The organism is Aquamicrobium aerolatum DSM 21857 (assembly GCF_900113935.1).
Taxonomy (GTDB): domain Bacteria; phylum Pseudomonadota; class Alphaproteobacteria; order Rhizobiales; family Rhizobiaceae; genus Aerobium; species Aerobium aerolatum.
On sequence record NZ_FORF01000019.1, the window covers coordinates 25024 to 46685 of the forward strand.

Genomic DNA, 21662 nt, shown 5'->3' on the forward strand with positions numbered 1-21662 from the left:
CTCTCTTCCCGAAGAGAAGAGAGCCGTGCTTTGCTGTTACTGCGCGGCGCAGAGCTTTTCGCGCGATGTCGACATCGCCGCGGCGGCCGAGAAGCCATAGGGCTCGATGATCTTGGCGAACTCGCCCGTTTCCTTCAGCTTGGCCAGTTCGACGTCGAACGCATCCCGCAGTGCCTCATCGCCTTTGCGGAAGGCGGCACCGTCGCAATAGACCGGCGCGTCCGAAATCGGCGCGATCATTTCGAGGCTGTCATCCTTGGCCAGCCGCACCAGTTCGCTGATCGACAGCACTGGCAGCGAATAGACATCGAGACGACCATCCTGCAGCATGCGCAGGCCGCTCTGGCCGTCCGGCACGACGACGACGCGGTCGCGTGGCACCCCGGCGTCAAGCGCCAGCCTTTCTTCTGTACCGCCGCCGGGCGCGCCGATGGTGGCGTCGGCATGGGCAGCGATGTCAGCGTAGGTGTTCAGCCCTTTCGGGTTGCCCTTCTTGACGAGGAAGGCCTCAGCATCGCACAGGATCGGTTCTGAGTAGGCGACCGCTTCGCAGCGGTCCTTCTTCATGAACAGGCCAGCAGTGACCACGTCGAAACGGCGCGCCTGCAGCCCCGGTATCATGGCGCCATATTCGGAGATCGACGCCACGACTTCCGGCACCCCGAGACGTTCGAACACCGCCTGTGCCACGTCCGGCCCGGCTCCCGACACCTTGCCATCGGCGGCAACGGCGGTGAATGGCGGTTCGTTGGCGATGGCAATGCGGGCGAAGCCCTGTTCCTTCAGCTGGTCGAGTTTCGGGTTGTCCTGCGCCTGTGCCCCAATGGCGATGGCTGCGACGGCTGTCATGGCGGCCAGCCCGCCGAAGATTAGTTTCTTCATGGTCTTGCTCCTTGTTCCCTGGATCTTTTGTTGTCGCCTGCGGTCACACCCGATGGCCTGCCGCGATGATCTTTTTCAAAAACGCCTGCGTACGTTCCTGTTTCGGATTGGAGAAAATTTCTGTTGGCGTGCCTTCCTCAACGATCTTGCCCCTGTCGAAAAACAGGACCCGATCGGCAAAATCGCGCGCAAAGCCCATTTCGTGGGTCACCAGCAGCATCGTCGTGTCCGTCTCGGCAGCGAGTTTGCGCATCACGTTCAGCACTTCCTCGACCAGTTCCGGGTCGAGCGCCGAGGTCACCTCGTCAAACAGCATGATCTTCGGTGAGAGCGCCAAAGCGCGCGCAATTGCCACGCGCTGCTTCTGGCCGCCCGACAGTTGCGCCGGCATGTTCTTGGCCTTGTCGGCCATGCCGACCATATCGAGCAGTTCCATCGCCCGCTTTTCCGCATCGGGGCGCGAAACATGTTTGGTCAGGCGCGGGGCGAGCGTCACGTTGTCGATCACCGATTTGTGCGGAAACAGATTGAACAGCTGAAACACCATGCCGATCTTCTGGCGCATCTTGGCGAGGTGACGCTCATCCGCTGGCACCAACCCGCTGCGATTCTTCGGCATGTGGTAGAGCTGTTCGCCCTCGATCTCGATATGGCCGCCGTCGATTTGTTCCAGTGTCATCAGGATACGCAGGATCGTCGTCTTGCCTGAACCCGACGGCCCGATCAGCGCCAGCTTTTCGCCGGGCCTTACCTGCATCGACAGATCGTCCAGGACCTTCAGCACGCCGAAGCTCTTGCTGATCTTGTCGATCTTGATGATGGCCGCTGTCATGAATGTCCCGTCTCCCGTTGCGTCATTAACGATGGGGAAGGCTTCAAATCATGTCAATCCGGAAAATAATATCATGACAATTTGATTGGTCAGTCGCCTGTTCGTTTGCGACGGAATTCTCCCGATTTGGCAGTTGCTTCCGGGCAACTGGACGAAATGTGTCGCCTGAACCTGATTGTGGACAGATTTGGCCCGAAATCTTTCGAATTGTTGGTATCTGACTGATTTTGTTGCACATCTCGCGGCAGGTCAGTGAATTAGGTTCACCTGCCCTGATGTGTTGGCACGAGTGTCGCTTCAGATCGCCAGCAACAAATGTTCCGGATCGGCCATCAGCAACTTGGCGACGATGCCCAGTCCGGTGCGCAGTTCCGTCTCGCTGGTCGAGCCGAGCGAGATGCGTACCGACGGCGTCCACGGCGCGTCGGAAACACGGAAGGACATGCCGGGCGCGATGGCCACGCCTTGCAGCCGTGCCTGTGCGACAAAGCTTTCTTCCGCCTGGCCTTCCGGCAGATCGAGCCAGACATGCAGGCTTTCCGGTTGTGACCGGAACGGCGTCTGGGCCAGCACTTCCGATGCAATCGCGTGGCGCTGATGGATTGCTGTGCGCTGCCATTCAACCAATTGGGCGGCCGTTCCGTCCTGCACCCAACGCGTCGCCATCTCAGCCACCAGCGGCGTTGCCATCCAGTTCGACACCAGATGGCGGTTGGCGATAGCGGCGACGAAACGGTCGGGCGCAACCAGATAACCGATACGCAGACCGGGCACGGTGATCTTGGTGAAACTGGTAACGTAGAAGGTGCGTTCCGGCGCAAGCGCCGCAATCGGCGGCGCGCTGCGGGTCACCAGCGGGCCAAGAATGTCGTTCTCGATGATGGCGATGTCGTGCTTTCGCGCCACCTCAACCAGCGCGGCGCGCCGTGCCGCGCCCATCAGCGTCGCCGTGGGGCTGATCGCCGACGGCTGGACGAAGACGGCGCGAATATTGCCGCGTGTGCACGCGTCGTCCAGCGCCTGCGGTAAAATTCCCTCGCGGTCGATCGGCAGCCCCTCGAGGTGAAAGCCCAGATAGCTGGCCAGCGGCACCAGCGTGTGATGGCCGATGGCCTCGGTGGCGACCGTTGTTCCTTGTGGGGCAGCGGTCATCAGCGCCACCGTCATGCCGGCGGTCGCGCCATTGGTGACGCTGATGTTGAGCGGCGAGGTTTCCAGCCCGCAGCCCAGCAGCCATTCCGCTGCCGCCAGCCGATGGCGCGGAAAGATGTTGTTGGGTCGAAATGACAGCGCCGCGCTGGCCGGCAGATCCTGCGCCAGCTGGCCCAGCATCGCGCGCATCTTGTCCAGATGCATCGGCTCGCACACCGGCTTGAGAATCGACAAATCAATCAGGTCACCCAGTCGTTCGGGCAGATAGGGCGGCGTCGGTTCCGGCTGGCGTGCCTGCACAAACGTCCCCCGCCCGATCTCTCCAGAAACCAGCCCGCGCCGTATCAGCTCCTCATAGGCGCGACTGATCGTCTGAACTGACAAATTCATCTCATCCGCCAGCTGCCGATGCGTCGCCAGCTGGGTACCATTTTCCAGCCGCCCTTCATGAATCGCCCGCGCAATCTGGTCCGCCAGAGAAAGGTAAGCCGGACGACGAATTAGAGCAGGATCGGGGCGCCATATTGTCATGAGTTCATTAATGACGCTAATCATGTCAATTGACAATCCTGCTCAGGAAACCAATGCTGCCCCATGACCGCGCCCCGACTTGATGCCATCGACCTGAAGATCCTCGACGCGATCCAGCGTGACGGACGTATTACCAAACTCGCACTCGCCGAGAAGGCAGGGCTGTCACCGACCCCCTGCTGGACGCGGTTGGCGAGGCTGGAGAAGGCGGGCATCATTGCCGGCTATCATGCGCGGCTTGACCTGCGCGTGGTCGCGCCGGTCACCGGAGTGCTGGTCGAGGTGACGCTCGGAAACCACCGACAGGCCGATTTCGAGCGTTTCGAACGCGCGATCCGCGCCTGCCCGGAGGTCGTCGCATGCTGGTCGGTCGGCGGCGGTATCGACTACATGGTAAAGGTCGCGGCGCGCGACATCGATGCCTATCAACGTTTTATCGATTCGTTGCTCGAACAGGAGATCGGTATCGACCGTTATTTCACCTACATCATCACCCGCACCGTGAAGGACGAGGTGGTGCAGCCGGTGATGCAATTGCTGTCGGCCGAAATCTGACGGAGACAGTTTCTCCGCTTGCGGGAATTTCCACAGCTGATTTCTCTTCCAATCATAGCGCAAACAGTCCCCTTCTCCGCTAATTCACGCTTAGGCTGACGGCATCGTTCAACTCGCGAGGCCGTCATGTCTGCCACACTTGCCCGCACGATCCGCCACCAGGCGTTTGACAGGCTGTCCGACCGACGGCTGCATCGCGAACTTGCCTATGTCGGCGGTCAATGGACCGCCGGGGAGAACGGCGAGGGATTTGACGTCAACGACCCGGCAACGGGCGCGAGCCTGGCCTGGGTCGCCGCGCTTGGACGTTCCGAAACGGTGCGCGCCGTGGATGCCGCATCAAAAGCCTTTCCAACATGGCGCGTGCTGCTCCCGCAGGAACGTGCCGCGATTCTGCGCAGATGGTTCGACCTGATTGTCTCGTCAAAGGAAGACCTTGCGCTGCTCATGACGCTGGAACAGGGCAAGCCGCTGGAAGAAGCGCGTGGCGAAATCGACTATGCTGCCTCCTTCGTGGAATGGTATGCGGAAGAAGCGCGTCGTGTGAACGCTGAAAGTGTCACCAGTCATCTGCCGGAAACGGAAATGATGGTGCGCCGCGAGCCGCTGGGCGTTGTCGCACTCGTGACGCCATGGAATTTCCCCTCTGCCATGCTCACCCGCAAAGCCGCTGCAGCTCTTGCTGCAGGCTGCACGATTGTCGCCCATCCGTCATCGGAAACCCCGCTCTCGGCACTGGCGCTGGCGGAGCTGGGCGAACGTGCGGGAATCCCTGCAGGTGTCTTCAACGTTGTCACCGGCGACGCAGAAACCATCGTCGGCACTCTTTGCGAAGATAGACGTGTGCGGGCGCTCAGCTTCACCGGCTCAACCGAAATTGGCCGCCTGATTGCCGCACAATGTGCGCCAACGATGAAACGCCTGGTGATGGAACTGGGCGGTCATGCTCCGCTCATCGTGTTTAACGACGCCGATATCGCCAGAGCCGTGAAAATTGCAGTCGACGCGAAGTTCGCCACCTCCGGGCAGGACTGCCTTGCCGCCAACCGCATCTATGTCCAGCGCGGCATCTATGCGCGCTTTTGCACGGCCTTTGCCGCGCGCGTTGCTGCACTGAAGGTCGGCATGGGGCTGGAGGATGGCGTCGAGATCGGCCCGCTGATGCACGAACGTGCTATCGCCAAGGTGGAACAACAGGTAGCCGACGCAGTTTCATGCGGCGCACGCTGCCTGACCGGCGGACAACGCCACGATGCCGGAACATTGTTTTACCAGCCGACGCTGCTGGTCGATGTCCCGGACAACGCGCGCATCATGCATGAAGAGACGTTCGGGCCGGTGGCCGCAGTCACCGTTTTCGATACCGAAGCTGAGGTCATGGCACGTGCCAACGCGACCGAATACGGCCTCGTCGCTTATGTGGTGACCGAAAACGGTGCGCGCCAACTGCGGATGGGGCGCGCGCTCGACTACGGCATGGTCGCCATCAATCGCGTGAAGATCACCGGCGCGCCGGTTCCATTTGGTGGAGTGAAGCAGTCGGGCCTCGGCCGCGAAGGCGCGCGCCATGGCCTCGAAGCCTTCACCGACCTCAAATATCTCTGTCTCGATGCTGCCTGAAACGGCCCGACGAAAGGACCTTGCCATGCTCGACCGTTCCAACGAATTGACCGCCTGGGATCGCGATCACTTTTTTCATCCCTCAACCCATATGGGCATGCATGCCCGCGGCGAAACGCCAACCCGAGTGATGGTCGGGGGTGAAGGCGTATGGATCACCGATAAGTCCGGCAAGAAAAGCCTCGATGCTTTCGCCGGCCTCTATTGTGTCAATGTCGGTTATGGCCGCACCGAAATCGCGGAAGCCATTGCAAAACAGGCGCATGAGCTCGCCTATTATCACGCCTATGTCGGCCATGGCACCGACGCTTCGATCACGCTGTCCAAGATGATCATCGACCGCGCGCCCGCTCACATGAGCCGCGTCTATTTCGGCCTGTCAGGCTCCGACGCCAACGAAACCAACATCAAGCTGATCTGGTACTATAACAACGTTCTGGGACGCCCTGAGAAGAAGAAGATCATTTCGCGCTGGCGCGGCTATCACGGCTCCGGCGTAATGACCGGCTCGCTGACCGGCCTCGACGTGTTCCACAACGCCTTCGACCTGCCGCGTGCGCCAATCCTGCACACGGAGGCTCCTTACTATTTCCGCCGCGAGGACCGCTCGATGACGGAAGAGCAGTTCTCGCAGCATTGCGCCGACAAGCTTGAAGAAATGATCCTCGCCGAAGGTCCGGAAACCGTTGCCGCTTTTATCGGCGAACCGATACTCGGCACCGGGGGACTGGTTCCGCCACCGGCAGGCTATTGGGCGAAGATTCAGGCCGTTCTGAAGAAATACGACGTGCTTTTGGTCGCCGATGAAGTCGTCACCGGCTTTGGCCGGCTTGGAACGATGTTCGGTTCGGACCATTACGGCATGAAGCCCGATCTCATCACCATCGCAAAAGGCCTGACCTCGGCCTACGCCCCGCTGTCGGGCACAATCGTCGCCGAGGAAATGTGGAACGTGCTGGTGCAAGGATCCGACAAGCTTGGCGCAATCGGCCACGGCTGGACCTATTCCTCGCATCCGATCTGCGCCGCAGCCGGTGTTGCCAATCTGGAGCTGATCGACAAGCTGGATCTCGTCACCAATGCGGGCGAAACCGGTGCCTATTTCCGCCAGAAGCTGGCGGACGCTGTGGGCTCGCACAGGCACGTTGGTGAGGTGCGTGGCGACGGCCTGATGGCTGCCGTGGAATTTGTTGCAGACCGCGATGACCGTGTCTTTTTTGACGCCTCGGAAAAAATCGGACCGCAGATTGCAGCTGCCTTGCTGGAACGGGGCGTCATCGGCCGCGCCATGCCACAAGGGGACATCCTCGGCTTTGCCCCGCCGCTCTGTATCACCCGCGAAGAGGCGGATATCGTGGTGGAAAAAACCGTCAAAGCACTCGACGACGTGTTCGGGCGCTGACTTTGGTGTCGCCGGAGCGGCATGCAGCTGCTCCGGCAATCTCACCGAAGGGCGTTTGGTCGCCCACGGACACGATCGCAATGACACATGCTCCACAGCGTATATCCCATTGACATATCCCAAAATCGATCTATCTTCGGGATATCCCTTCTGTAGATGCCAGCGAGGTTTGTCATGGAACAAGGTGCAGTATTTCAAAGTAACCGCAGCCAGGCTATCCGATTGCCCAAGGCGGTCGCTTTGCCTGATGACGTCAAGCGCGTCGATATCATCGCGGTCGGACGTACGCGGATTATCGCCCCAGCTGGCGAAGTTTGGGATAGCTGGTTCGATGGTCCGGTGGCGACATCAGACTTTATGGACGAACGTGATCAGCCTGACGTGCAGGAGCGCGAAGCGTTGTGATGCTAAAATATATGTTGGATACCAACATTTGCATCTTCACGATCAAGAACAAGCCACAGCAGGTACGCGACGCGTTCACGCGCCACCACGGTCAGCTGTGCATCAGCTCCGTTAGCCTGATGGAATTGATCTACGGGGCAGAAAAGTCAGCGAATGCAGAGCGCAATCTCAGCGTCGTTGAAGGCTTTGCCGCACGCCTTAACGTGCTCCACTATGATGAACTGGCGGCCAGCCACACTGGCCAGCTTCGTGCAGAGCTTGCACGAAGCGGAACGCCAATAGGGCCATATGACCAGTTGATCGCTGGACATGCGCGCTCTCGCGGCCTCATCATGGTAACGAACAACCGGCGCGAGTTTGATCGCGTGCCCGGCCTGCGTGTCGAAGACTGGACCGTCTGACCTATACTCATACCGGTCCGCGACGCAGGTTTAGGGAGCGCATTTTGTACACGGTTGCTCTCCGACACCAGATCATTTCCGCTTTTCTTCGAATCGCTGGCTTGCTCTAACACTTTGTTTTTAAGCAATTCCGAACGCAAAACCGCTTCGCACTTTTGCTGGAATTGCTCTAGCATCGAAATGCATCGGACGCGGTCTGAACTGCATGCCAAGATGGCGTCCTAGTCATTGAGCTCAGTGAGCATGCCATTTGTAAGTTGCCCGATGCCCTGTTCGCCGACGCCAGCACAGATGTTGAGGATCTGAGCGTCGTCCTCGCTCACCGAAATGTACGCATGCCCCATCCGGCCGTCGAAATAGACGCTGTCGCCTGCCTCGAGACGAATAGGGGCGTAGAATTCAAGATGCAGTTCAACGGCTCCAGTGAGGACGAATACGCATTCCTCCCCCGGATGGCGAACCAGGTCAGGAAATTCATCGCGCGAACGCGCAGTGACCCGAACCAGTGTCGGGTCCATCAGTCGATTGGTCAGCCGCATCGCAAACGGCTCATACACGTACACCCCGGTTGGGTAGGCGTTCCTTTCCGATGATCTCGTGACATCAAGCCTGCCTGCGGGCGCGTCCGAAACTGCCCGCTCGCCGCCGGCCATTAGAGTAACGAGATCTACCCCCAGCCCCTTCGCAAGTTTGAGCAACACATCATAGGTCGGAGACATCCGATCATTTTCGATTTTCGAAATGGTCGAAACCGCCAACCCTGCCCGCTCCGCCACTGCCTTCAACGTTAGCGAGGCATTCCGGCGTAGGGTGCGCAAATGGGGCCCGAACGCAAAGGTTTCGCTGTCATTGGTATCTTGCATCGTCGAACTCCGTCCGCAGGCTGCACCTCTGGAATACTCTTATCAGAAAATTCGATTGACAAAAGTTTCTAATAGGAAAACTTTAGGTCGAGTGAGGGCTCCGTATGGCGTGGGTTGCAGTTATCATATTTGTTGTCGCGACGTTAACGGGCGGAGCAGCAATTGCCTACGTGACCGGCGCCGCCGCGGTGTTGAGTTTCCTTGCCGCGGATCAGGCTCGACACCTTGCCATTCTACCCCAGCGCGTCCTCAGCCAATTGGACGTCTTCACATTTCTGGCCATGCCTCTTTTCATTCTCGCAGGTGAGATGATGAGCCGAGGCGGCATCACACGTGCGCTGATCGATCTCGCAATGTTGATCGTCGGACGGTTCCGCGGAGGTCTGGGGCACGTCAACGTCGCGACCAGCATTTTCATGTCATCGATGTCCGGCTCGGCGGTTGCCGACGCCGCAGCGACTACAAGCGCTTTGGTCCCGGAGATGTCCAAGCGCGGTTACCCGTTGGAGTACGCCACCGCTCTTACCGCTGCATCCTCAGTGCTGGGGCCACTCATTCCCCCCAGTGTCGTGATGATCTTTTACGGCGCGTTGATGAACGTTTCCGTAGCAGCTCTGTTCGCTGGCGGCATCCTGCCCGGTCTGCTCGTGGCGGCCGGGTTGTTCGCCTACAATGCCTATGCAGCTGTCCGGCTTGATCTGCCTGGCGGCCGCGATACCCAGATGCCACCGGTGCTTCCGACCGTGGCAAAAGCGGTGCCGGCCCTCGCCGTCCCGGCGGTCATGCTGGGCGGTATCGTGTTTGGCCTCGTCACGCCAACGGAGGCTGCCGCTCTCGCCGTCGTCATCGCCGGCATTACCGGTGTCGTTTATGCACTTCACCAGCCCGGCGTCGCCACACGGCAAGCACTGCGCGACTACGTCAGTCATCTCAACGCAGCACTGGAACGTGCGGCACTTCTCACGGGCGCGATATTTGTCATCCTCTTTGCAGCTGCGATCTTCGGCTATCTTGTAGCGATCCAGAATCTCCCGCAGCAGATCGCTGCCCTCATCGATGGGCTTGGCATCAGCGGTGTCGGATACCTTCTGCTGATTACCGTCTTCTTTCTGATCATGGGGACGTTCATGGACAACATGATGGCCATGGTTCTTCTCGTGCCGCTGCTCATTCCCGCCGCAATCGCGGGCGGCGCGGATCCGGTACATGTCGGCGTGGTGGTGTGCCTCAACCTGACGATAGGGCTTGTATCACCGCCGGTAGGGGGCGTCCTTATGGTTGTCTCCGCGATGAGCGGCGTCAGCTATCTGAAGCTGGCGTGGGCAATTCTGCCGCTGTTTCTTGTGCTTGTTGTCATGCTGTTCGTGCTTGTCCTGTTTCCGGAAATCACACTCTACATCCCGAGACAGGCTGGCTTTATTCAATAATCAGAACACATAGAGGGGAAATCAAAATGAAATCGACATTGAAATGGATGCTCGGCGCGGCTTTTCTGGCGACCTCCGCAATGGGTGCGACCACGGGGCAGGCAGAAGAGATCAGGATTGGCGTTGGTTGCCCTGCAGTGCCGGTTTGCGGCGACTGGGTGTGGGCAGAAGATCTCGCAGCCAAGCTCAAAGCGGATGGCTTTGAGGCCACTGTTTATCCAGGCGGAGCGCTCGGCAAAGACCCCGAGCTCGTTGACCAGCTTGCGCAGGGGCTACTCCAGTTCGGTCTGACCAATTTCGTCATGATCAACGAAATCGATCCACGCATCCAGGGCTTCATGGCGCCCTATATGTTCGACAGCATGGACCACATGTTCCGGACAGTAGATGAAACAGACATCCTCGCGTCAATCGACGGTTCGATGCAGAAACAGGGAATCCGTATCGCCGGGCTGATTGGCCTGGGCGGTACGGTGGGCATTTTCAACTCCAAGAAGCCGATCGAGACCCCCGCAGATCTTGAGGGCATGCGCATTCGCGCAATCGACGCCACGCAAACCAAGCTGATTGAAGAATGGGGTGCCTCGTCGGTCGTCATCGACATGCCTGAATTCATGACTGGCATGCAGCAGGGCATGGCCGATGGCTACGTCAACCCACCCGTGGTGGCGTTGATTTTCCAGCACACCGACTACCTGAAATACTACACCGACTCCGGCTCCGGCACGCCGTTCCGTTCCGCCTTGATGTCCAACGATTGGTACGAAAGTCTCTCCGATGAGGACCGCGCCAAGATCGACGCAGCCATCAAGCATACCAACGACAAGAACCGGGATTGGACAGAAGTCGCAGCGGCCAAGGAACTCGAGCAGTTGCGCGAGAAGGGTGTCGAGATCACATCGCTGACTCCAGAAGCACGTGAGGACTTCATCGCTCGTTCGAAGGCGGCCTGGCCAAGCCTTATGCCAGCAGATGCGATTGAAGCATTTGTTGCAGCGGCGGAAAAAACACGCAGATGACCAGGTTCGGCGAGGCGGCGATCGCACTCAGCAGCGGTGTCGACCGGATATGTCTGTTCCTGGCCAAGTCAGCTCTGGTCGGGATGGTTTGTGTGGTCATGCTGCAGGTCGTCTCGCGCTACGGTCTGCGGCAACCGCCCGCATGGACGGAGGAACTCGCCCGCTACCTGATGGTCTGGGGCGGGCTCCTCGGCACCACTGCTGCATTTCGTAGAGCCACGGACCCAGCGGTCGTACGCGTTGACGAAAATGCGCGTGACAGGCGCGCGTATTTCGCCAAGCTTGCAATCTTGGTGACTGCGGCAATCTTCGTCGGTCCTATCCTCTATTATTCGCTATTTGGCGCGGGGATGGATCCTGCGCGGAGTTTCATCATGCGGATGTCCGCACGAAGCTCGCCCGGCCTTGGCGTCAACCTTGCGGTGATTGCCGCCGCCATTCCAACGGTGTGTGTCGTAATCCTGATTCACCTGGTGGCCCGAATCATCGGAGGACCCTTGATTACAAGAAACGCGGAGCAGAAATAGTAGATGCGGTTCACCGGAGAACATGTCGACTACGTCGTGATCGGTGCAGGCATCGCGGGCGCGTCCGTCGCGGCCGAACTGGCTGCGAACGGCAGTGTTCTGCTGATCGAACGCGAGAACCAGCCGGGCTATCATACCACAGGGCGCTCCGCGGCGCTTTTCTCTCAGGTTTACGGGCCCGACCAGATCCGAGCCCTTTCCCGTGCTTCATCCCGCTTCTATCAGAATCCACCACCCGGTTTCACGGAGCACCAACTCGTTCATCGCCGTCCGGTGGCCCTGATGGGGCGAAGTGACCAAGCGGACACGGTCCACGCTGAATTCGAGCAGGTCCGTGGCCGTGGTGACGTCAGCCTTATCACAGGCAACCAACTACGCGAGATGATGCCACTTCTTCGCGAGGGTTACGCCGCATGCGCCTTGTTAGAGAACGATTCAGCCGACATTGAAGTGCACGCCCTTCACCAAGGCTATCTGCGCCAACTGCGAGAGCGTGGCGGTCAACTTCGAACGACGAGCGAAGTTCTGGGCCTGTCAAACGCTAATGGTTGTTGGTCGATCGAAACCAACCAAGGCCGATCATACGCATCGACCGTCATCAATACTGCGGGCGCATGGGCGGACGAAATTGCTGGCCTGGCTGGCACGTCGAGGGTCGGCTTGGTTCCAAAACGCAGGACGGCATTGATTGTCGACGCACCCGAGGGCCATGCTGACAACCAATGGCCAATGGTCGTCGACATCGACGAGCAGTTTTACCTGAAACCGGATGCAGGAAAACTATTGCTTTCGCCGGCGGACGAAACTCCAAGTCCGCCTTGCGACGCGCAGCCGGAAGAAATCGACATCGCAATCTGTATCGATCGCGTTCAGCAGGCTTTCGATCTCGACGTGCGCCACATCGGCAACCGATGGGCGGGTCTGCGGAGCTTCGTGGCTGACGGTGTGCCCGTCGTTGGCTACGCCGATGACGTACCAGGCTTTTTCTGGCTCGCCGGTCAGGGCGGGTATGGAATCCAGACCGCTCCTGCGATGGCACGCGTAGCCGCTGCCTTGATCAAGGACGATCAAATTCCCGACGATATAGCGGAAGAAGGCGTCGAAATCGCCAGGCTATCCCCGCTTCGCCGTACGCTTACTTCAGAGGTTACCTGATGAAACTTTTCATGGCCGGTCTTGTCACGGAGACGAACTCGTTTTCGCCGCTGCCAACAGGCATGCTCAGTTTCGAAGAAGGCGGCATCACGCGGGGCAATACCGCTTCTTTGCCGCTCCAATATTGGACCGCACCCTTGCACGTCTGGCGCAAGAAAGCGGCCGAGCGCGACATTGAAGTGGTAGAAGGTCTGATGGCCATCGCCCAGCCAGCTGGCCCGACCGTCCGCACGACATATGAGACTTTTCGTGACGAGATCCTGGATGACCTGCGCACGGCAATGCCGGTGGACATGGTTTTTCTCTCGTTGCACGGCGCAATGATTGCCGATGGCTATGACGATTGCGAAGGGGACCTGATTGCGCGATGCCGTGAAATTGTCGGTGAGAAGACGGTTATCGGAGGTCTGCTGGATCCTCACTCACACCTCACCGACACAATGATGACAGAAGCAAACTTGCTCGTTCCGTACAAGGAATACCCCCATGTGGACGTTGCGGAACGCGCACAAGACCTGTTCTCGATGGCAGTTGCCGCTGCCGAAGGGCGCACCCGTCCGGTGATGCGCGACCACGATTGCCGGATCATTTGCGCCTTGCATACGCCCTATGAGCCGATGCGCAGTTTCGTTGATTCCATGTCAGCTCGCGAAGGCAAGGACGGCGTTCTGCACGTCGGGCTGATCCACGGGTTTCCCTGGGGTGACCATGAGCGAACGGGCGCGCGCAGTCTCGTCATCACTGATGGCGATGCTGACAAGGCGTCCAACCTGGCGGCTGAAGTTGCAGAGCAACTGTTTTCAATCCGCGGCGGTCTCAACCGTCCGCACCCGGACATTGGAACGGCACTTGACGCGGCGCTTGCGCATCACAGCGGGCCGATAGTCCTGGCAGATGTTGCAGATAACGCCGGGGGCGGTGCTCCGGGTGACGCCACCTTCCTGCTCAAAGCGATCCTTGATCGCAACATTACCAACGCGGTCGTCGGAATTTTCTGGGATCCTATGGCTGTCCGGATCTGCCGGGAAGCGGGGGAAGGCGCAACTTTGCAGTTGCGACTGGGGGGCAAACACGGCCCGATGTCAGGTGACCCGCTGGACCTTCAGGTGACCGTGAAGAAAATCGCCTCCGATCTTTCCCAGCGGTTCGGCGAACTGCCATTGGCGCTCGGCAACATGGCTTGGCTACAGTGCGAGGGAGTGGACATTGTGATCAACGATCTGCGCACCCAGACATTCCATCCTGAAGCCTACACCGGGCTTGGCATCGACCTGTCTTCCAGGAAGCTTGTGTGCGTGAAGTCCTCCCAGCATTTCCATGCCGGTTTCGCACCGATCGCCGCCGAGGTCATACATGTCGCGACACCCGGATCAATCACACCGGATTACGCCAACATCCCATATACGCGACGCGCACCAAGTTACTGGCCGAAGATGGAGGATCCTTTCGCATGACCAACGCTCTGATAAATGCCCGAGATGACTTTGCCAGGGCCAATCCGGAACAACGCGTCTTGCTGAACGGCCGTGAATGGGGGCTCATCGATCTTGCTGGTAGCGGGCCAGCCCTGCTGTTGATCCCCGGCACCCTGGGACGCGCTGACATCTTCTGGCAACAGATGGCTGCCTTGAAAGGCCGTGTCCGCATCCTGTCCGTTTCCTATCCAGATAGCGGAGGTGTTGAGGAGTGGGCCGGCGATCTGATCTCATTGATTTCCGATCGCGACATAGAGAAAGTTACCGTTCTGGGCTCGTCGCTTGGCGGTTATCTGGCGCAATACATCGCCGCAGTCCATCCCGACCGGGTCGAGCGTTTGATTGCAGCCAACACGCTTTACGACACTGCCCCCGCGAAACGAAACCCGCCCTATAGCTCTGATCTCGACCTCGCCCCGATCGAGGTATTGCGCAACGGGTTTGGACGTGGTCTTGGCGCTTGGGCGGACAGTCACCCAGAACAGGCAGAACTCGTCGAACTCCTCTTGCAGGAAGTCGGCGGTCGCATTCCTGAACTGGAGTTGCGCAACCGGTTAAAGGGGATCAAGAACGCCCCTGACCTGCCCGCTAGTAAAACAAGCCCAGCGAATACTATCACGATCGAGGCTGCGGACGACCCGTTAATCCCTCAGTTCATGCGCGATGAAGTCCGGGCCGTGCTCATTCCTGCAGTCAGCTACCACTTCGAAAGCGGCGGACATTTCCCCTATCTCGCCCGACCCGAACTCTACACGGCAATCCTCGAGGAACAGCTGCAACTGGTTGCAGCTGGAACTACCGAATGGGGTAACGCCAGGGAGCGTAGTCTGTGATCGTTCTTTCTCATCAGGACATCATTGAGCTGCTGCCGCCACGTACCGCGATTGATGTGGTGGCAGATGCAATGGCCGCGACCTCGCGCGGCGATGTCGAGCTTCCACTGCGCTCCATCATGGATGCAGGCGGTCCCAACAAGATGGGCATCATGCCTGGCATGATGCGAACGCCCCCATGCCATGGGATCAAGCTGGTCAGTCTCTTCCCCGGAAACGTCGCTGCAGGTCTGTCGTCGCACCAGGGAGCGATGGTGCTGTTTGAATCGGTGAACGGGACTGCCGTCGCGATGATGGATGGAGGTCCTCTGACCGCGCTACGCACAGCGGCCGCGAGCGCCGTCGCCACACGCAGTCTTTCACGTCCGGACTCAACCGTGTTGGCCATGATTGGCGCCGGCGAGCAGGCCCGAAATCACCTCCATGCGATATGTGTTGTACGAAACATTTCTGAACTGCGCATCGCTAGCCGAACTGAGGCATCGGCTTCAGCCTTCGCAGAGTACGCACGGAGACACTATCCTCATCTGACGATCGATTTCGGCACGGATATCAAAAATGCGGTGGCGGGTGCTGATATTGTCTGCACGGTAACCAGTTCGCCGGTCCCGATTTTGAAGGGCGAATGGATCTCCCCCGGCACCCACCTTAACATCGTTGGCGCCTCGATACCTTCACGACGAGAGATCGACGACGAAATGGTGCTCAGGTCTAGTGTGTTCGTAGACTTCCGTCGTTCAACCTTTGCTCAGGCGGGTGAAATCGTCGACATGATCGAAGCGAAACGGATCGGAGAGCAGCACATACGCGCCGAAATCGGTGAAGTTCTGAACGGTACCCGAACTGGGCGGACTGATAACAGTCAGGTCACCCTCTATCGCTCCCTCGGAATAGCTTCACAGGATATCGCATGCGCCTATCACTGCTGGGAGCAAGCGAAGGTAACCGGTCGCGGCGTCAACGCTCCGCTATAGGCCCCGCCGAAAACCGGCTCAGGCTGAGATTGCTCTGACGAACTGCCGAGGGGGTTGGAACGCTTCAACCGACGCAGCGAAGCGTGACCGGCGAATGGCATATCGATAAAATCGACATCAAGGTTCGTGGCCGATGAATGTATATTTGACGCGCTATTGACTGTGTCGGCGACACCATCGAATTCTGGTTCAGCCAGCAGCGTTACTTGCTGTCAGCAAAGCAGTTTTTCAGGAAAGCGCTAGCACGTTACGGTTGACCCGAGTGCGTGTTTATTGATGGTAGCCGAAGCAATCATGAGGCCGTCGTTTCCTGTGACATCATTAACCGTTTGCAGGACCGCTCTTGGTGCCGGCTGAAGCTGATCGAAATCTGCAAGAGCAAATATCTGAATAACCGGGAAGCGCAGGATTAACGACGTTTCAAGCGCCGAATCCGGCCAATGCTTGGGTTGGGTTCAAATCACCAACATCAGCTTTGATCATCCTGTCAGGCATCGAGATGACCCCATGATGCGCAGGCGACAGGCCAAGTGTGCCTTCAATCCAAATCCGTTCTGGGTCGAGCAGTTCACGATCCTTACCGCCTAAATGGTGTACGGTAAGGCCGCTTGTGTTTCCAGTTAACAGTTGCAACAGAGGCATCGTAAAGCGTGGTCATTCCGATCAGTGGCCTTGCAATGCTTATTATATGTCGATACATTTCGATTTTATCGACGCTTCGTGGCCAAATGTCGATGCTGACGACATATCAGCCCGACATGTCGATCGAAAAAGGATTGATCGACATGTCGTTTCGCGCGGACCAGCCCTATAATGACCTGCCTCCCCTCCCCCCGCGCCAAGATATCGAGACAAAGGCCGTTCTGAAGGCCTGCATAGAGGCGCGCGCAGCGCTGGCGGAACTTCGCGTCTCCGGCCAGCTTATTCCGAACCAGGCCGTGCTGATCAATTCGATTCCCCTGCTCGAAGCGCAGGCTAGCTCTGAAATTGAGAATATCGTCACCACGACCGACCGGCTGTTCCGCTTCGCCAACGAGCCCGGCAATCAGGCTGATCCCGCGACCAAAGAAGCCCTACGCTATCGAACAGCACTCAGCGAGGGGTTCCAGACCCTCACGGAAAGGCCGTTGTCGACGTCCACCGCCATCGCCGTCTGCCGCACCATCAAGGGTGTCGAACTGGATATCCGGGCAACGCCTGGAACGGCTTTGATGAATGAGGCAACGGGTAGCGTGATTTACACACCACCCGAGGGTCAGGCTCTGCTGCGGGACAAGCTCGCAAACTGGGAGCGCTACATCCATGAAGCCGAGGAGATCGACCCTCTTATCCGACTGGCTGTGATGCACTACCAGTTCGAGGCAATCCACCCCTTCATTGACGGCAATGGACGAACCGGCCGTGTGTTGAACCTGCTCTACCTTGTTGATAAAGGCCTGCTGGATATCCCTGTGCTCTATCTTAGTCGCTATATCATCGGCAACAAACGCGCTTATTACGACCGGCTATTGTCGGTCACGACCGACGAGGAATGGGAAGAATGGATCCTATTCATGCTGGAGGCGGTACGCGAAACGGCAAATTGGTCGACAGCGCGCATTCGCGCCATCCGGGACCTGCTCAACCAGACCGCGGAACAAATCCGACATGATCTGCCGAAAATCTATTCACGCGAGTTGGCTGAGATTATCTTCGTCAACCCCTATTGCCGCATTGGCGATCTGGTAACGGCCGGTATTGCCAAACGACAGTCGGCATCGGTCTATCTCAAGAGCCTGACCGAGCACGGCTTGTTGCAGGAGATGAAAGCCGGGCGTGAAAATCTCTACATTAACCCTCCACTGCTCGCGCTTCTCAGAGAGCGGCCCCCGGCGCGGTCCGACCGATAGACCGTCCAAGTGCCATGCTACGCGTGTCACCATCCGCCCGCGTGGAGTTGCGCAGCGGCAGGATGTGATCCTGACTGATTGCGTCCGCGGATATGGTTGCGCATCACCGGCTCCGGGGAGCTTGTCCATCCTGTGCAGCAACGCATCGCTGATTACCCGCCGCCGCTCGATGCGTATTACATCTCCTCTGAGTTCATGCCGAACCACGACGTTCGAGCGGAGCCAAGCTATCCGGCACGGCGCATCTGCGCCATTAGCTTCTGCCGGGAGACCTTCGGCGGGCGTTTGTAGCCAAGACATTTGCGCGGCATTCGCACGCCATGTCATTGGCCGTGACGCAATAGTAGCCGTCGATATCCGGCATCTCCGGATCAACAAAGGTGTGGCGTTTGATCTCACGAAAAATCGTCGAGCGATCCTGCGGCGTTCATCCATGTCGATCTGGGGGTAGGTGCGTGTTACCAGCCCTGCTACGGGGTGATATCGCATGACATCATAATTGCGCTACTTTAAGTATGCCAACGCTGAGGGACACCGGCGTTGCCGTTAGGGTTATAGTCGCGGATAATCAGCCCACACTCCAGCTTGGCGAGACGCCGGCGCGACCTCTGCTTCCAGGAGAGCTTCCTGCGCGGCTTCGACCACCAGCTCTTCAAGGTTCTGCTCCAGCCGGCCAAACTTCGTGTGGCCCCTACCGATAATGTAGGTTTCAGATTGCAAGATAGGCTCCTCTTCTGCCTGAATATTCCAAAAATCACTGGAAACAGGCAATACGAGCAACTACGTATGTATCTACGTACAAACTACGTATGTAGCTTGAACCGACATGCCGTCCCGAGCGTGAGAACAAGATGATCGAAGTCGCCAATATGACCGAGCAGGATCTTAATGCATTCGGCTTCCGTAATGCGCCAGCCGGCATCATCGTTCTGGCAAACAGGAGTATCGTTTCCGCCAATGCCGAGATCGAGCATATCTTTGGCTGGTCGCGCATCGACCTCGAAGGCCAGTCGATCCGGGTGCTTTACCCGTACAGCGTCGATTTCGAGAAAGTCGGAACCCGCTGGCAGCGCTGGTTGCAGAAGCCGGACAGTTACGAGGACGAACGTTTCATGCAGCGCCGCAACGGTGAAATCATCTGGGTGCGGGCGCGCGGACGCACTCTAACGCCAGAAGATCCGTTTCAACTCACGGTATGGACGCTTGAGCACTTGCAGGACCGCGCCCCTGCCGAGGCCTCTTTGACCTTGCGCCAGCGCGAAGTCGCGCGCGGCATGGTCAATGGTTACACCAGTAAGGAGATCGGGCTGGCGATGGGCATTTCACCCCGCACGGTGGAAGTGCACCGACGCACGATCAAGCAGAAGCTCGGCGTGCACAAGCCTGCCGAGCTCGCAGCCAAATTGCTGGGCGCATCGTCTTGAGGGCAATTCGAAGAAAATAGCTAGGGTGGGGACTAATTCACGATGCCATGAGCGCGCAGACGAGTCGCGGGGTTGGACGGACGGCCTACAGCAAAGGGATTTCGATCTTGTATCCTCCACGTTTCCGGGTGCCAGGACGATAGCGTCCAGTTGCCGCGAGCGTGGGCCAAAAATACTCGCTTATCCTCTGCCACGCGACGTGATCGTCTCTTGCGGCTTTTCCTTATGGGCCTTGTGCAAAAGGATTTGCCTTGCCCCAGCAAGACATGCAGTCGCGGGTCTGCAGGAGTATAAGTCAGACGGTCCAGTCTTCGACACGCAGGACTGGAGATTATTCTTGATCCTCGGTGATGTCGCCACTGAACGCTATACGGTCGACGCACCCGACTTTACATAGAAACATCTTGCCGTGCAGGATCCGCGGAACACGTCATATGTCTGCGGCATCGCTCTGCGTCGAGGCTTTGCCGAACTGCTTGAGTCATGCTGCGTACAAACCCGCGATCTCGCTTGCATATTTCTTTTCTATATTGGAACGCCGTACCTTCATGGTTGCAGTCACCTCATCGTCGTCATGGTCCAGCTCCTTGGTCAGAAGATGGAATCTGCGGATGTGTGAGACTTGTGCCAATTGCGCGTTGGCTTCCGCGATCTCGCGCTCGATCAGAGCGCGTGTCGCCGGATTTTCGGCAAGGTTGCGGAAGTTGGTATAGGCGATGCGATTTTCTTCTGCCCACGTACCCACAGTTTCGTAGTCGATCTGAATCAGCGCCGAGACATATTTGCGCGCTTCGCCGATCACGATGCATTCCTTGACATAGGGGCTGCCCTTGATTGTGTTCTCGATCTCGGACGGGCTCAGATTCTTGCCTCCCGCAGTAATCATGATGTCTTTCAGCCGGTCCACGATACGGAACTGACCGTCGCTAACCGTCACGACATCGCCCGTATGCAGCCAGCCATCGCGCAGCGTTGACGCAGTGGCTTCGTCATTCTTGTAGTATCCCTTGAATACTGTGTCGCCACGCAGGATCAATTCGCCGTCATCGCCGACCTTCGCCTCGACATTGACCACGGGCTCACCAACGCTGCCGGGATCGAGCCGGACAAGCTTTTGACCCAGCGCCACGCCGCTCGTTTCCGTCGCGCCGTAAACCTCGACGAGCGGTACACCGATGGTGCGGAAAAAGCGCACGATGCGCGGCGGGATCGGCGCAGCGCCGGTCATCGCGACCTGGGTGCGGCGCAGGCCGATGTAATTCTGTACGGCGCGGAAAACCAAGAGATAGGCCAGCGCAAAACGCAGCTTCTGTCCGGCAGTCCGCTTGTGGCTTGGCGTCTCGGCAAAAGGCTCGCAGGAGCGATAAGCCCATTCAAACAATCGTCGTCTTGGGCCACCCGTTTCCATCATCCGGATATGGATCGAGGAGTGGAGTTTTTCCCAGATCCGCGGCACCCCCAGGAACATCGAGGGCGCGACCTCACGCAAATCTTCCTGCACTGTACGGATCGACTCGCCGAAATTGATCTGCGAGCCAAGATAGATCGGCGCCATCAGCGTCGTCATCTGCTCGGCGACATGGCACAGCGGCAGATAAGAGAGGTGCGTGGAATGTTCGTTCAGGCCGAGCATTTCGACGATCGCAATCGCCTGGGCGCGGATATTCCCGTAGCTCAGGATCGCACCCTTGGGCTTGCCGGTGGAGCCGGACGTATAGATCATCAGCGCCATGTCCGACAGGCTCTGGCCTGCCAGTGTCTCCTCTACCAGATCGCGATGTTGCGCCCGGTGTGCTGTGCCGGCTTCTTCAAGCGCCGCAAATGACATCACCAGATCATCGGGATAAGCGCGCATCCCCTTGGTTTCGACGACGATGATGCGGCGCAGCATCGGCAACTGCGCGCGCACCTCCATCACCTTGTCGACCTGCTCCTGGTCCTCGCAGACGATCACTTCCGTGTCGGAATGCTCAAGCACATAGGCGACTTCGGGTGCAGGACTGGTCGGATAGACGCCGATCGTCACCGCGCCGACGAGGCCTGCACCGAGTTGCGCCAGAACCCATTCAACACGGTTTTCGGACAGCACCGCGACATGGCCGCCTTCGCCAAGCCCGATGGCGCGATAGCCATGGCCGACAGCGGCAGCCCGCGTGAAATAGTCTTGCCAGCTGACCGGGTTCCAGATACCGAAATCCTTTTGCCGGACAGCCGTGCGATCAGGCGTACGGGCTGCATGCTCGCGCAGCATCTGCGGCAGCGTCAGGTCGGGGAATACAGGCACAGTCATCTTATA

20 protein-coding genes and 2 pseudogenes are annotated in these 21662 nt (G+C 58.6%); 15 read left to right on the plus strand and 7 right to left on the minus strand.

The annotated features are described in order from the left end of the window. Positions 1-36 precede the first annotated feature (36 nt). The 3 genes from ehuB to ehuR form a co-directional block, all read right to left on the minus strand. Positions 37-882 carry an ectoine/hydroxyectoine ABC transporter substrate-binding protein EhuB gene (ehuB, locus tag BMZ42_RS14755; protein WP_091523932.1) on the minus strand — a complete coding sequence of 282 codons (846 nt, stop codon included), beginning with the start codon at positions 880-882 and terminating at the stop codon, positions 37-39. A gap of 43 nt (positions 883-925) precedes the next feature. Continuing rightward, on the minus strand, positions 926-1714 hold the full coding sequence (gene ehuA, locus BMZ42_RS14760) for an ectoine/hydroxyectoine ABC transporter ATP-binding protein EhuA (protein WP_091523935.1): 789 nt from the start codon (positions 1712-1714) through the stop codon (positions 926-928). 297 nt (positions 1715-2011) lie between these two features. After that, positions 2012-3397: a MocR-like ectoine utilization transcription factor EhuR gene (ehuR, locus tag BMZ42_RS14765; RefSeq protein ID WP_091523993.1), complete on the minus strand. Its 1386-nt coding sequence runs from the start codon at positions 3395-3397 to the stop codon at positions 2012-2014. A gap of 63 nt (positions 3398-3460) precedes the next feature. Here ehuR and BMZ42_RS14770 point away from each other — a divergent pair, with 63 nt between their 5' ends. The 5 genes from BMZ42_RS14770 to vapC all read left to right on the plus strand — a co-directional run bounded on the left by BMZ42_RS14770 (position 3461) and on the right by vapC (position 7780). Then, a complete protein-coding gene (locus BMZ42_RS14770) occupies positions 3461-3952 on the plus strand; it encodes an Lrp/AsnC family transcriptional regulator (RefSeq protein ID WP_091523938.1) in 492 nt (163 codons plus the stop codon). 126 nt (positions 3953-4078) lie between these two features. Next, complete coding sequence (locus BMZ42_RS14775; protein ID WP_091523941.1) at positions 4079-5572, plus strand: NAD-dependent succinate-semialdehyde dehydrogenase; 1494 nt, start codon at positions 4079-4081, stop codon at positions 5570-5572. 25 nt (positions 5573-5597) lie between these two features. Continuing rightward, positions 5598-6974: an aspartate aminotransferase family protein gene (locus tag BMZ42_RS14780; RefSeq protein ID WP_091523996.1), complete on the plus strand. Its 1377-nt coding sequence runs from the start codon at positions 5598-5600 to the stop codon at positions 6972-6974. A 174-nt stretch (positions 6975-7148) separates the two neighbouring features. Beyond that, a complete protein-coding gene (gene vapB, locus BMZ42_RS14785) occupies positions 7149-7379 on the plus strand; it encodes a type II toxin-antitoxin system VapB family antitoxin (RefSeq protein WP_091523943.1) in 231 nt (76 codons plus the stop codon). After that, positions 7379-7780: a type II toxin-antitoxin system tRNA(fMet)-specific endonuclease VapC gene (gene vapC, locus BMZ42_RS14790; RefSeq protein ID WP_091523945.1), complete on the plus strand. Its 402-nt coding sequence runs from the start codon at positions 7379-7381 to the stop codon at positions 7778-7780. Before vapB ends, vapC begins: the two co-directional genes overlap by 1 nt. 221 nt (positions 7781-8001) lie before the next feature. Here vapC and BMZ42_RS14795 read toward each other — a convergent pair whose 3' ends face one another. Next, on the minus strand, positions 8002-8643 hold the full coding sequence (locus BMZ42_RS14795) for a helix-turn-helix domain-containing protein (protein WP_091523948.1): 642 nt from the start codon (positions 8641-8643) through the stop codon (positions 8002-8004). Between the two features lie 104 nt (positions 8644-8747). On the opposite strand from BMZ42_RS14795, the gene BMZ42_RS14800 reads away from it, so the two are divergent. The 9 genes and pseudogenes from BMZ42_RS14800 (at position 8748) to fic (ending at position 17942) form a co-directional block, all read left to right on the plus strand. After that, positions 8748-10070: a TRAP transporter large permease gene (locus BMZ42_RS14800; RefSeq protein ID WP_091523951.1), complete on the plus strand. Its 1323-nt coding sequence runs from the start codon at positions 8748-8750 to the stop codon at positions 10068-10070. 26 nt (positions 10071-10096) lie between these two features. Continuing rightward, complete coding sequence (locus BMZ42_RS14805) at positions 10097-11089, plus strand: TRAP transporter substrate-binding protein (RefSeq protein WP_210185229.1); 993 nt, start codon at positions 10097-10099, stop codon at positions 11087-11089. Next, positions 11086-11616: a TRAP transporter small permease gene (locus tag BMZ42_RS14810; RefSeq protein ID WP_091523953.1), complete on the plus strand. Its 531-nt coding sequence runs from the start codon at positions 11086-11088 to the stop codon at positions 11614-11616. The genes BMZ42_RS14805 and BMZ42_RS14810 overlap by 4 nt, the downstream gene beginning before the upstream one ends. Positions 11617-11619: 3 nt before the next feature. Then, positions 11620-12771 carry an NAD(P)/FAD-dependent oxidoreductase gene (locus tag BMZ42_RS14815; protein WP_091523956.1) on the plus strand — a complete coding sequence of 384 codons (1152 nt, stop codon included), beginning with the start codon at positions 11620-11622 and terminating at the stop codon, positions 12769-12771. After that, a complete protein-coding gene (locus BMZ42_RS14820; RefSeq protein ID WP_091523958.1) occupies positions 12771-14225 on the plus strand; it encodes a M81 family metallopeptidase in 1455 nt (484 codons plus the stop codon). Before BMZ42_RS14815 ends, BMZ42_RS14820 begins: the two co-directional genes overlap by 1 nt. Further along, a complete protein-coding gene (locus BMZ42_RS14825) occupies positions 14222-15079 on the plus strand; it encodes an alpha/beta fold hydrolase (RefSeq protein WP_091523960.1) in 858 nt (285 codons plus the stop codon). Before BMZ42_RS14820 ends, BMZ42_RS14825 begins: the two co-directional genes overlap by 4 nt. Then, positions 15076-16053 (plus strand): ornithine cyclodeaminase family protein, encoded by a 978-nt coding sequence (locus tag BMZ42_RS14830; protein ID WP_091523962.1) that lies wholly within the window; start codon positions 15076-15078, stop codon positions 16051-16053. Before BMZ42_RS14825 ends, BMZ42_RS14830 begins: the two co-directional genes overlap by 4 nt. 45 nt (positions 16054-16098) lie before the next feature. Further along, positions 16099-16641, plus strand: a pseudogene (locus tag BMZ42_RS14835) (DDE-type integrase/transposase/recombinase); the annotation flags it as partial. A 197-nt stretch (positions 16642-16838) separates the two neighbouring features. Then, positions 16839-17942: a protein adenylyltransferase Fic gene (gene fic, locus BMZ42_RS14840; RefSeq protein WP_091524000.1), complete on the plus strand. Its 1104-nt coding sequence runs from the start codon at positions 16839-16841 to the stop codon at positions 17940-17942. A 304-nt stretch (positions 17943-18246) separates the two neighbouring features. Here the strand turns inward: fic and BMZ42_RS18290 are convergent. Together BMZ42_RS18290 and BMZ42_RS18075 are read right to left on the minus strand one after the other, a co-directional pair. Next, positions 18247-18377, minus strand: a pseudogene (locus tag BMZ42_RS18290) (IS30 family transposase); the annotation flags it as partial. Positions 18378-18494: 117 nt separating this feature from the next. After that, positions 18495-18662, minus strand: coding sequence for a hypothetical protein (locus tag BMZ42_RS18075; protein ID WP_175556742.1), 168 nt, complete (start codon positions 18660-18662; stop codon positions 18495-18497). Positions 18663-18793: 131 nt separating this feature from the next. Between BMZ42_RS18075 and BMZ42_RS14855 the strand changes: the two genes are divergently transcribed. Beyond that, positions 18794-19366, plus strand: coding sequence for a LuxR family transcriptional regulator (locus BMZ42_RS14855; RefSeq protein ID WP_091523967.1), 573 nt, complete (start codon positions 18794-18796; stop codon positions 19364-19366). Positions 19367-19847: 481 nt separating this feature from the next. Here the strand turns inward: BMZ42_RS14855 and BMZ42_RS14860 are convergent, their stop codons facing one another. Continuing rightward, a complete protein-coding gene (locus BMZ42_RS14860; protein WP_091523969.1) occupies positions 19848-21656 on the minus strand; it encodes an AMP-dependent synthetase/ligase in 1809 nt (602 codons plus the stop codon). Positions 21657-21662: the final 6 nt, after the last annotated feature.

Coding starts and splice junctions, on each gene's coding strand:
- BMZ42_RS14805 (WP_210185229.1), top strand. CDS start 10,097: ATGAAATCGACATTGAAATGGATGCTCGGCGCGGCTTTTCTGGCGACC.
- fic (WP_091524000.1), top strand. CDS start 16,839: ATGTCGTTTCGCGCGGACCAGCCCTATAATGACCTGCCTCCCCTCCCC.
- vapB (WP_091523943.1), top strand. CDS start 7,149: ATGGAACAAGGTGCAGTATTTCAAAGTAACCGCAGCCAGGCTATCCGA.
- BMZ42_RS14815 (WP_091523956.1), top strand. CDS start 11,620: ATGCGGTTCACCGGAGAACATGTCGACTACGTCGTGATCGGTGCAGGC.
- ehuR (WP_091523993.1), bottom strand. CDS start 3,397: ATGACAATATGGCGCCCCGATCCTGCTCTAATTCGTCGTCCGGCTTAC.
- BMZ42_RS14860 (WP_091523969.1), bottom strand. CDS start 21,656: ATGACTGTGCCTGTATTCCCCGACCTGACGCTGCCGCAGATGCTGCGC.
- BMZ42_RS14795 (WP_091523948.1), bottom strand. CDS start 8,643: ATGCAAGATACCAATGACAGCGAAACCTTTGCGTTCGGGCCCCATTTG.
- BMZ42_RS14810 (WP_091523953.1), top strand. CDS start 11,086: ATGACCAGGTTCGGCGAGGCGGCGATCGCACTCAGCAGCGGTGTCGAC.
- BMZ42_RS14770 (WP_091523938.1), top strand. CDS start 3,461: ATGACCGCGCCCCGACTTGATGCCATCGACCTGAAGATCCTCGACGCG.
- BMZ42_RS14855 (WP_091523967.1), top strand. CDS start 18,794: ATGATCGAAGTCGCCAATATGACCGAGCAGGATCTTAATGCATTCGGC.
- BMZ42_RS14820 (WP_091523958.1), top strand. CDS start 12,771: ATGAAACTTTTCATGGCCGGTCTTGTCACGGAGACGAACTCGTTTTCG.
- BMZ42_RS14780 (WP_091523996.1), top strand. CDS start 5,598: ATGCTCGACCGTTCCAACGAATTGACCGCCTGGGATCGCGATCACTTT.
- ehuA (WP_091523935.1), bottom strand. CDS start 1,714: ATGACAGCGGCCATCATCAAGATCGACAAGATCAGCAAGAGCTTCGGC.
- BMZ42_RS14775 (WP_091523941.1), top strand. CDS start 4,079: ATGTCTGCCACACTTGCCCGCACGATCCGCCACCAGGCGTTTGACAGG.
- BMZ42_RS14825 (WP_091523960.1), top strand. CDS start 14,222: ATGACCAACGCTCTGATAAATGCCCGAGATGACTTTGCCAGGGCCAAT.
- ehuB (WP_091523932.1), bottom strand. CDS start 882: ATGAAGAAACTAATCTTCGGCGGGCTGGCCGCCATGACAGCCGTCGCA.
- vapC (WP_091523945.1), top strand. CDS start 7,379: ATGCTAAAATATATGTTGGATACCAACATTTGCATCTTCACGATCAAG.
- BMZ42_RS14800 (WP_091523951.1), top strand. CDS start 8,748: ATGGCGTGGGTTGCAGTTATCATATTTGTTGTCGCGACGTTAACGGGC.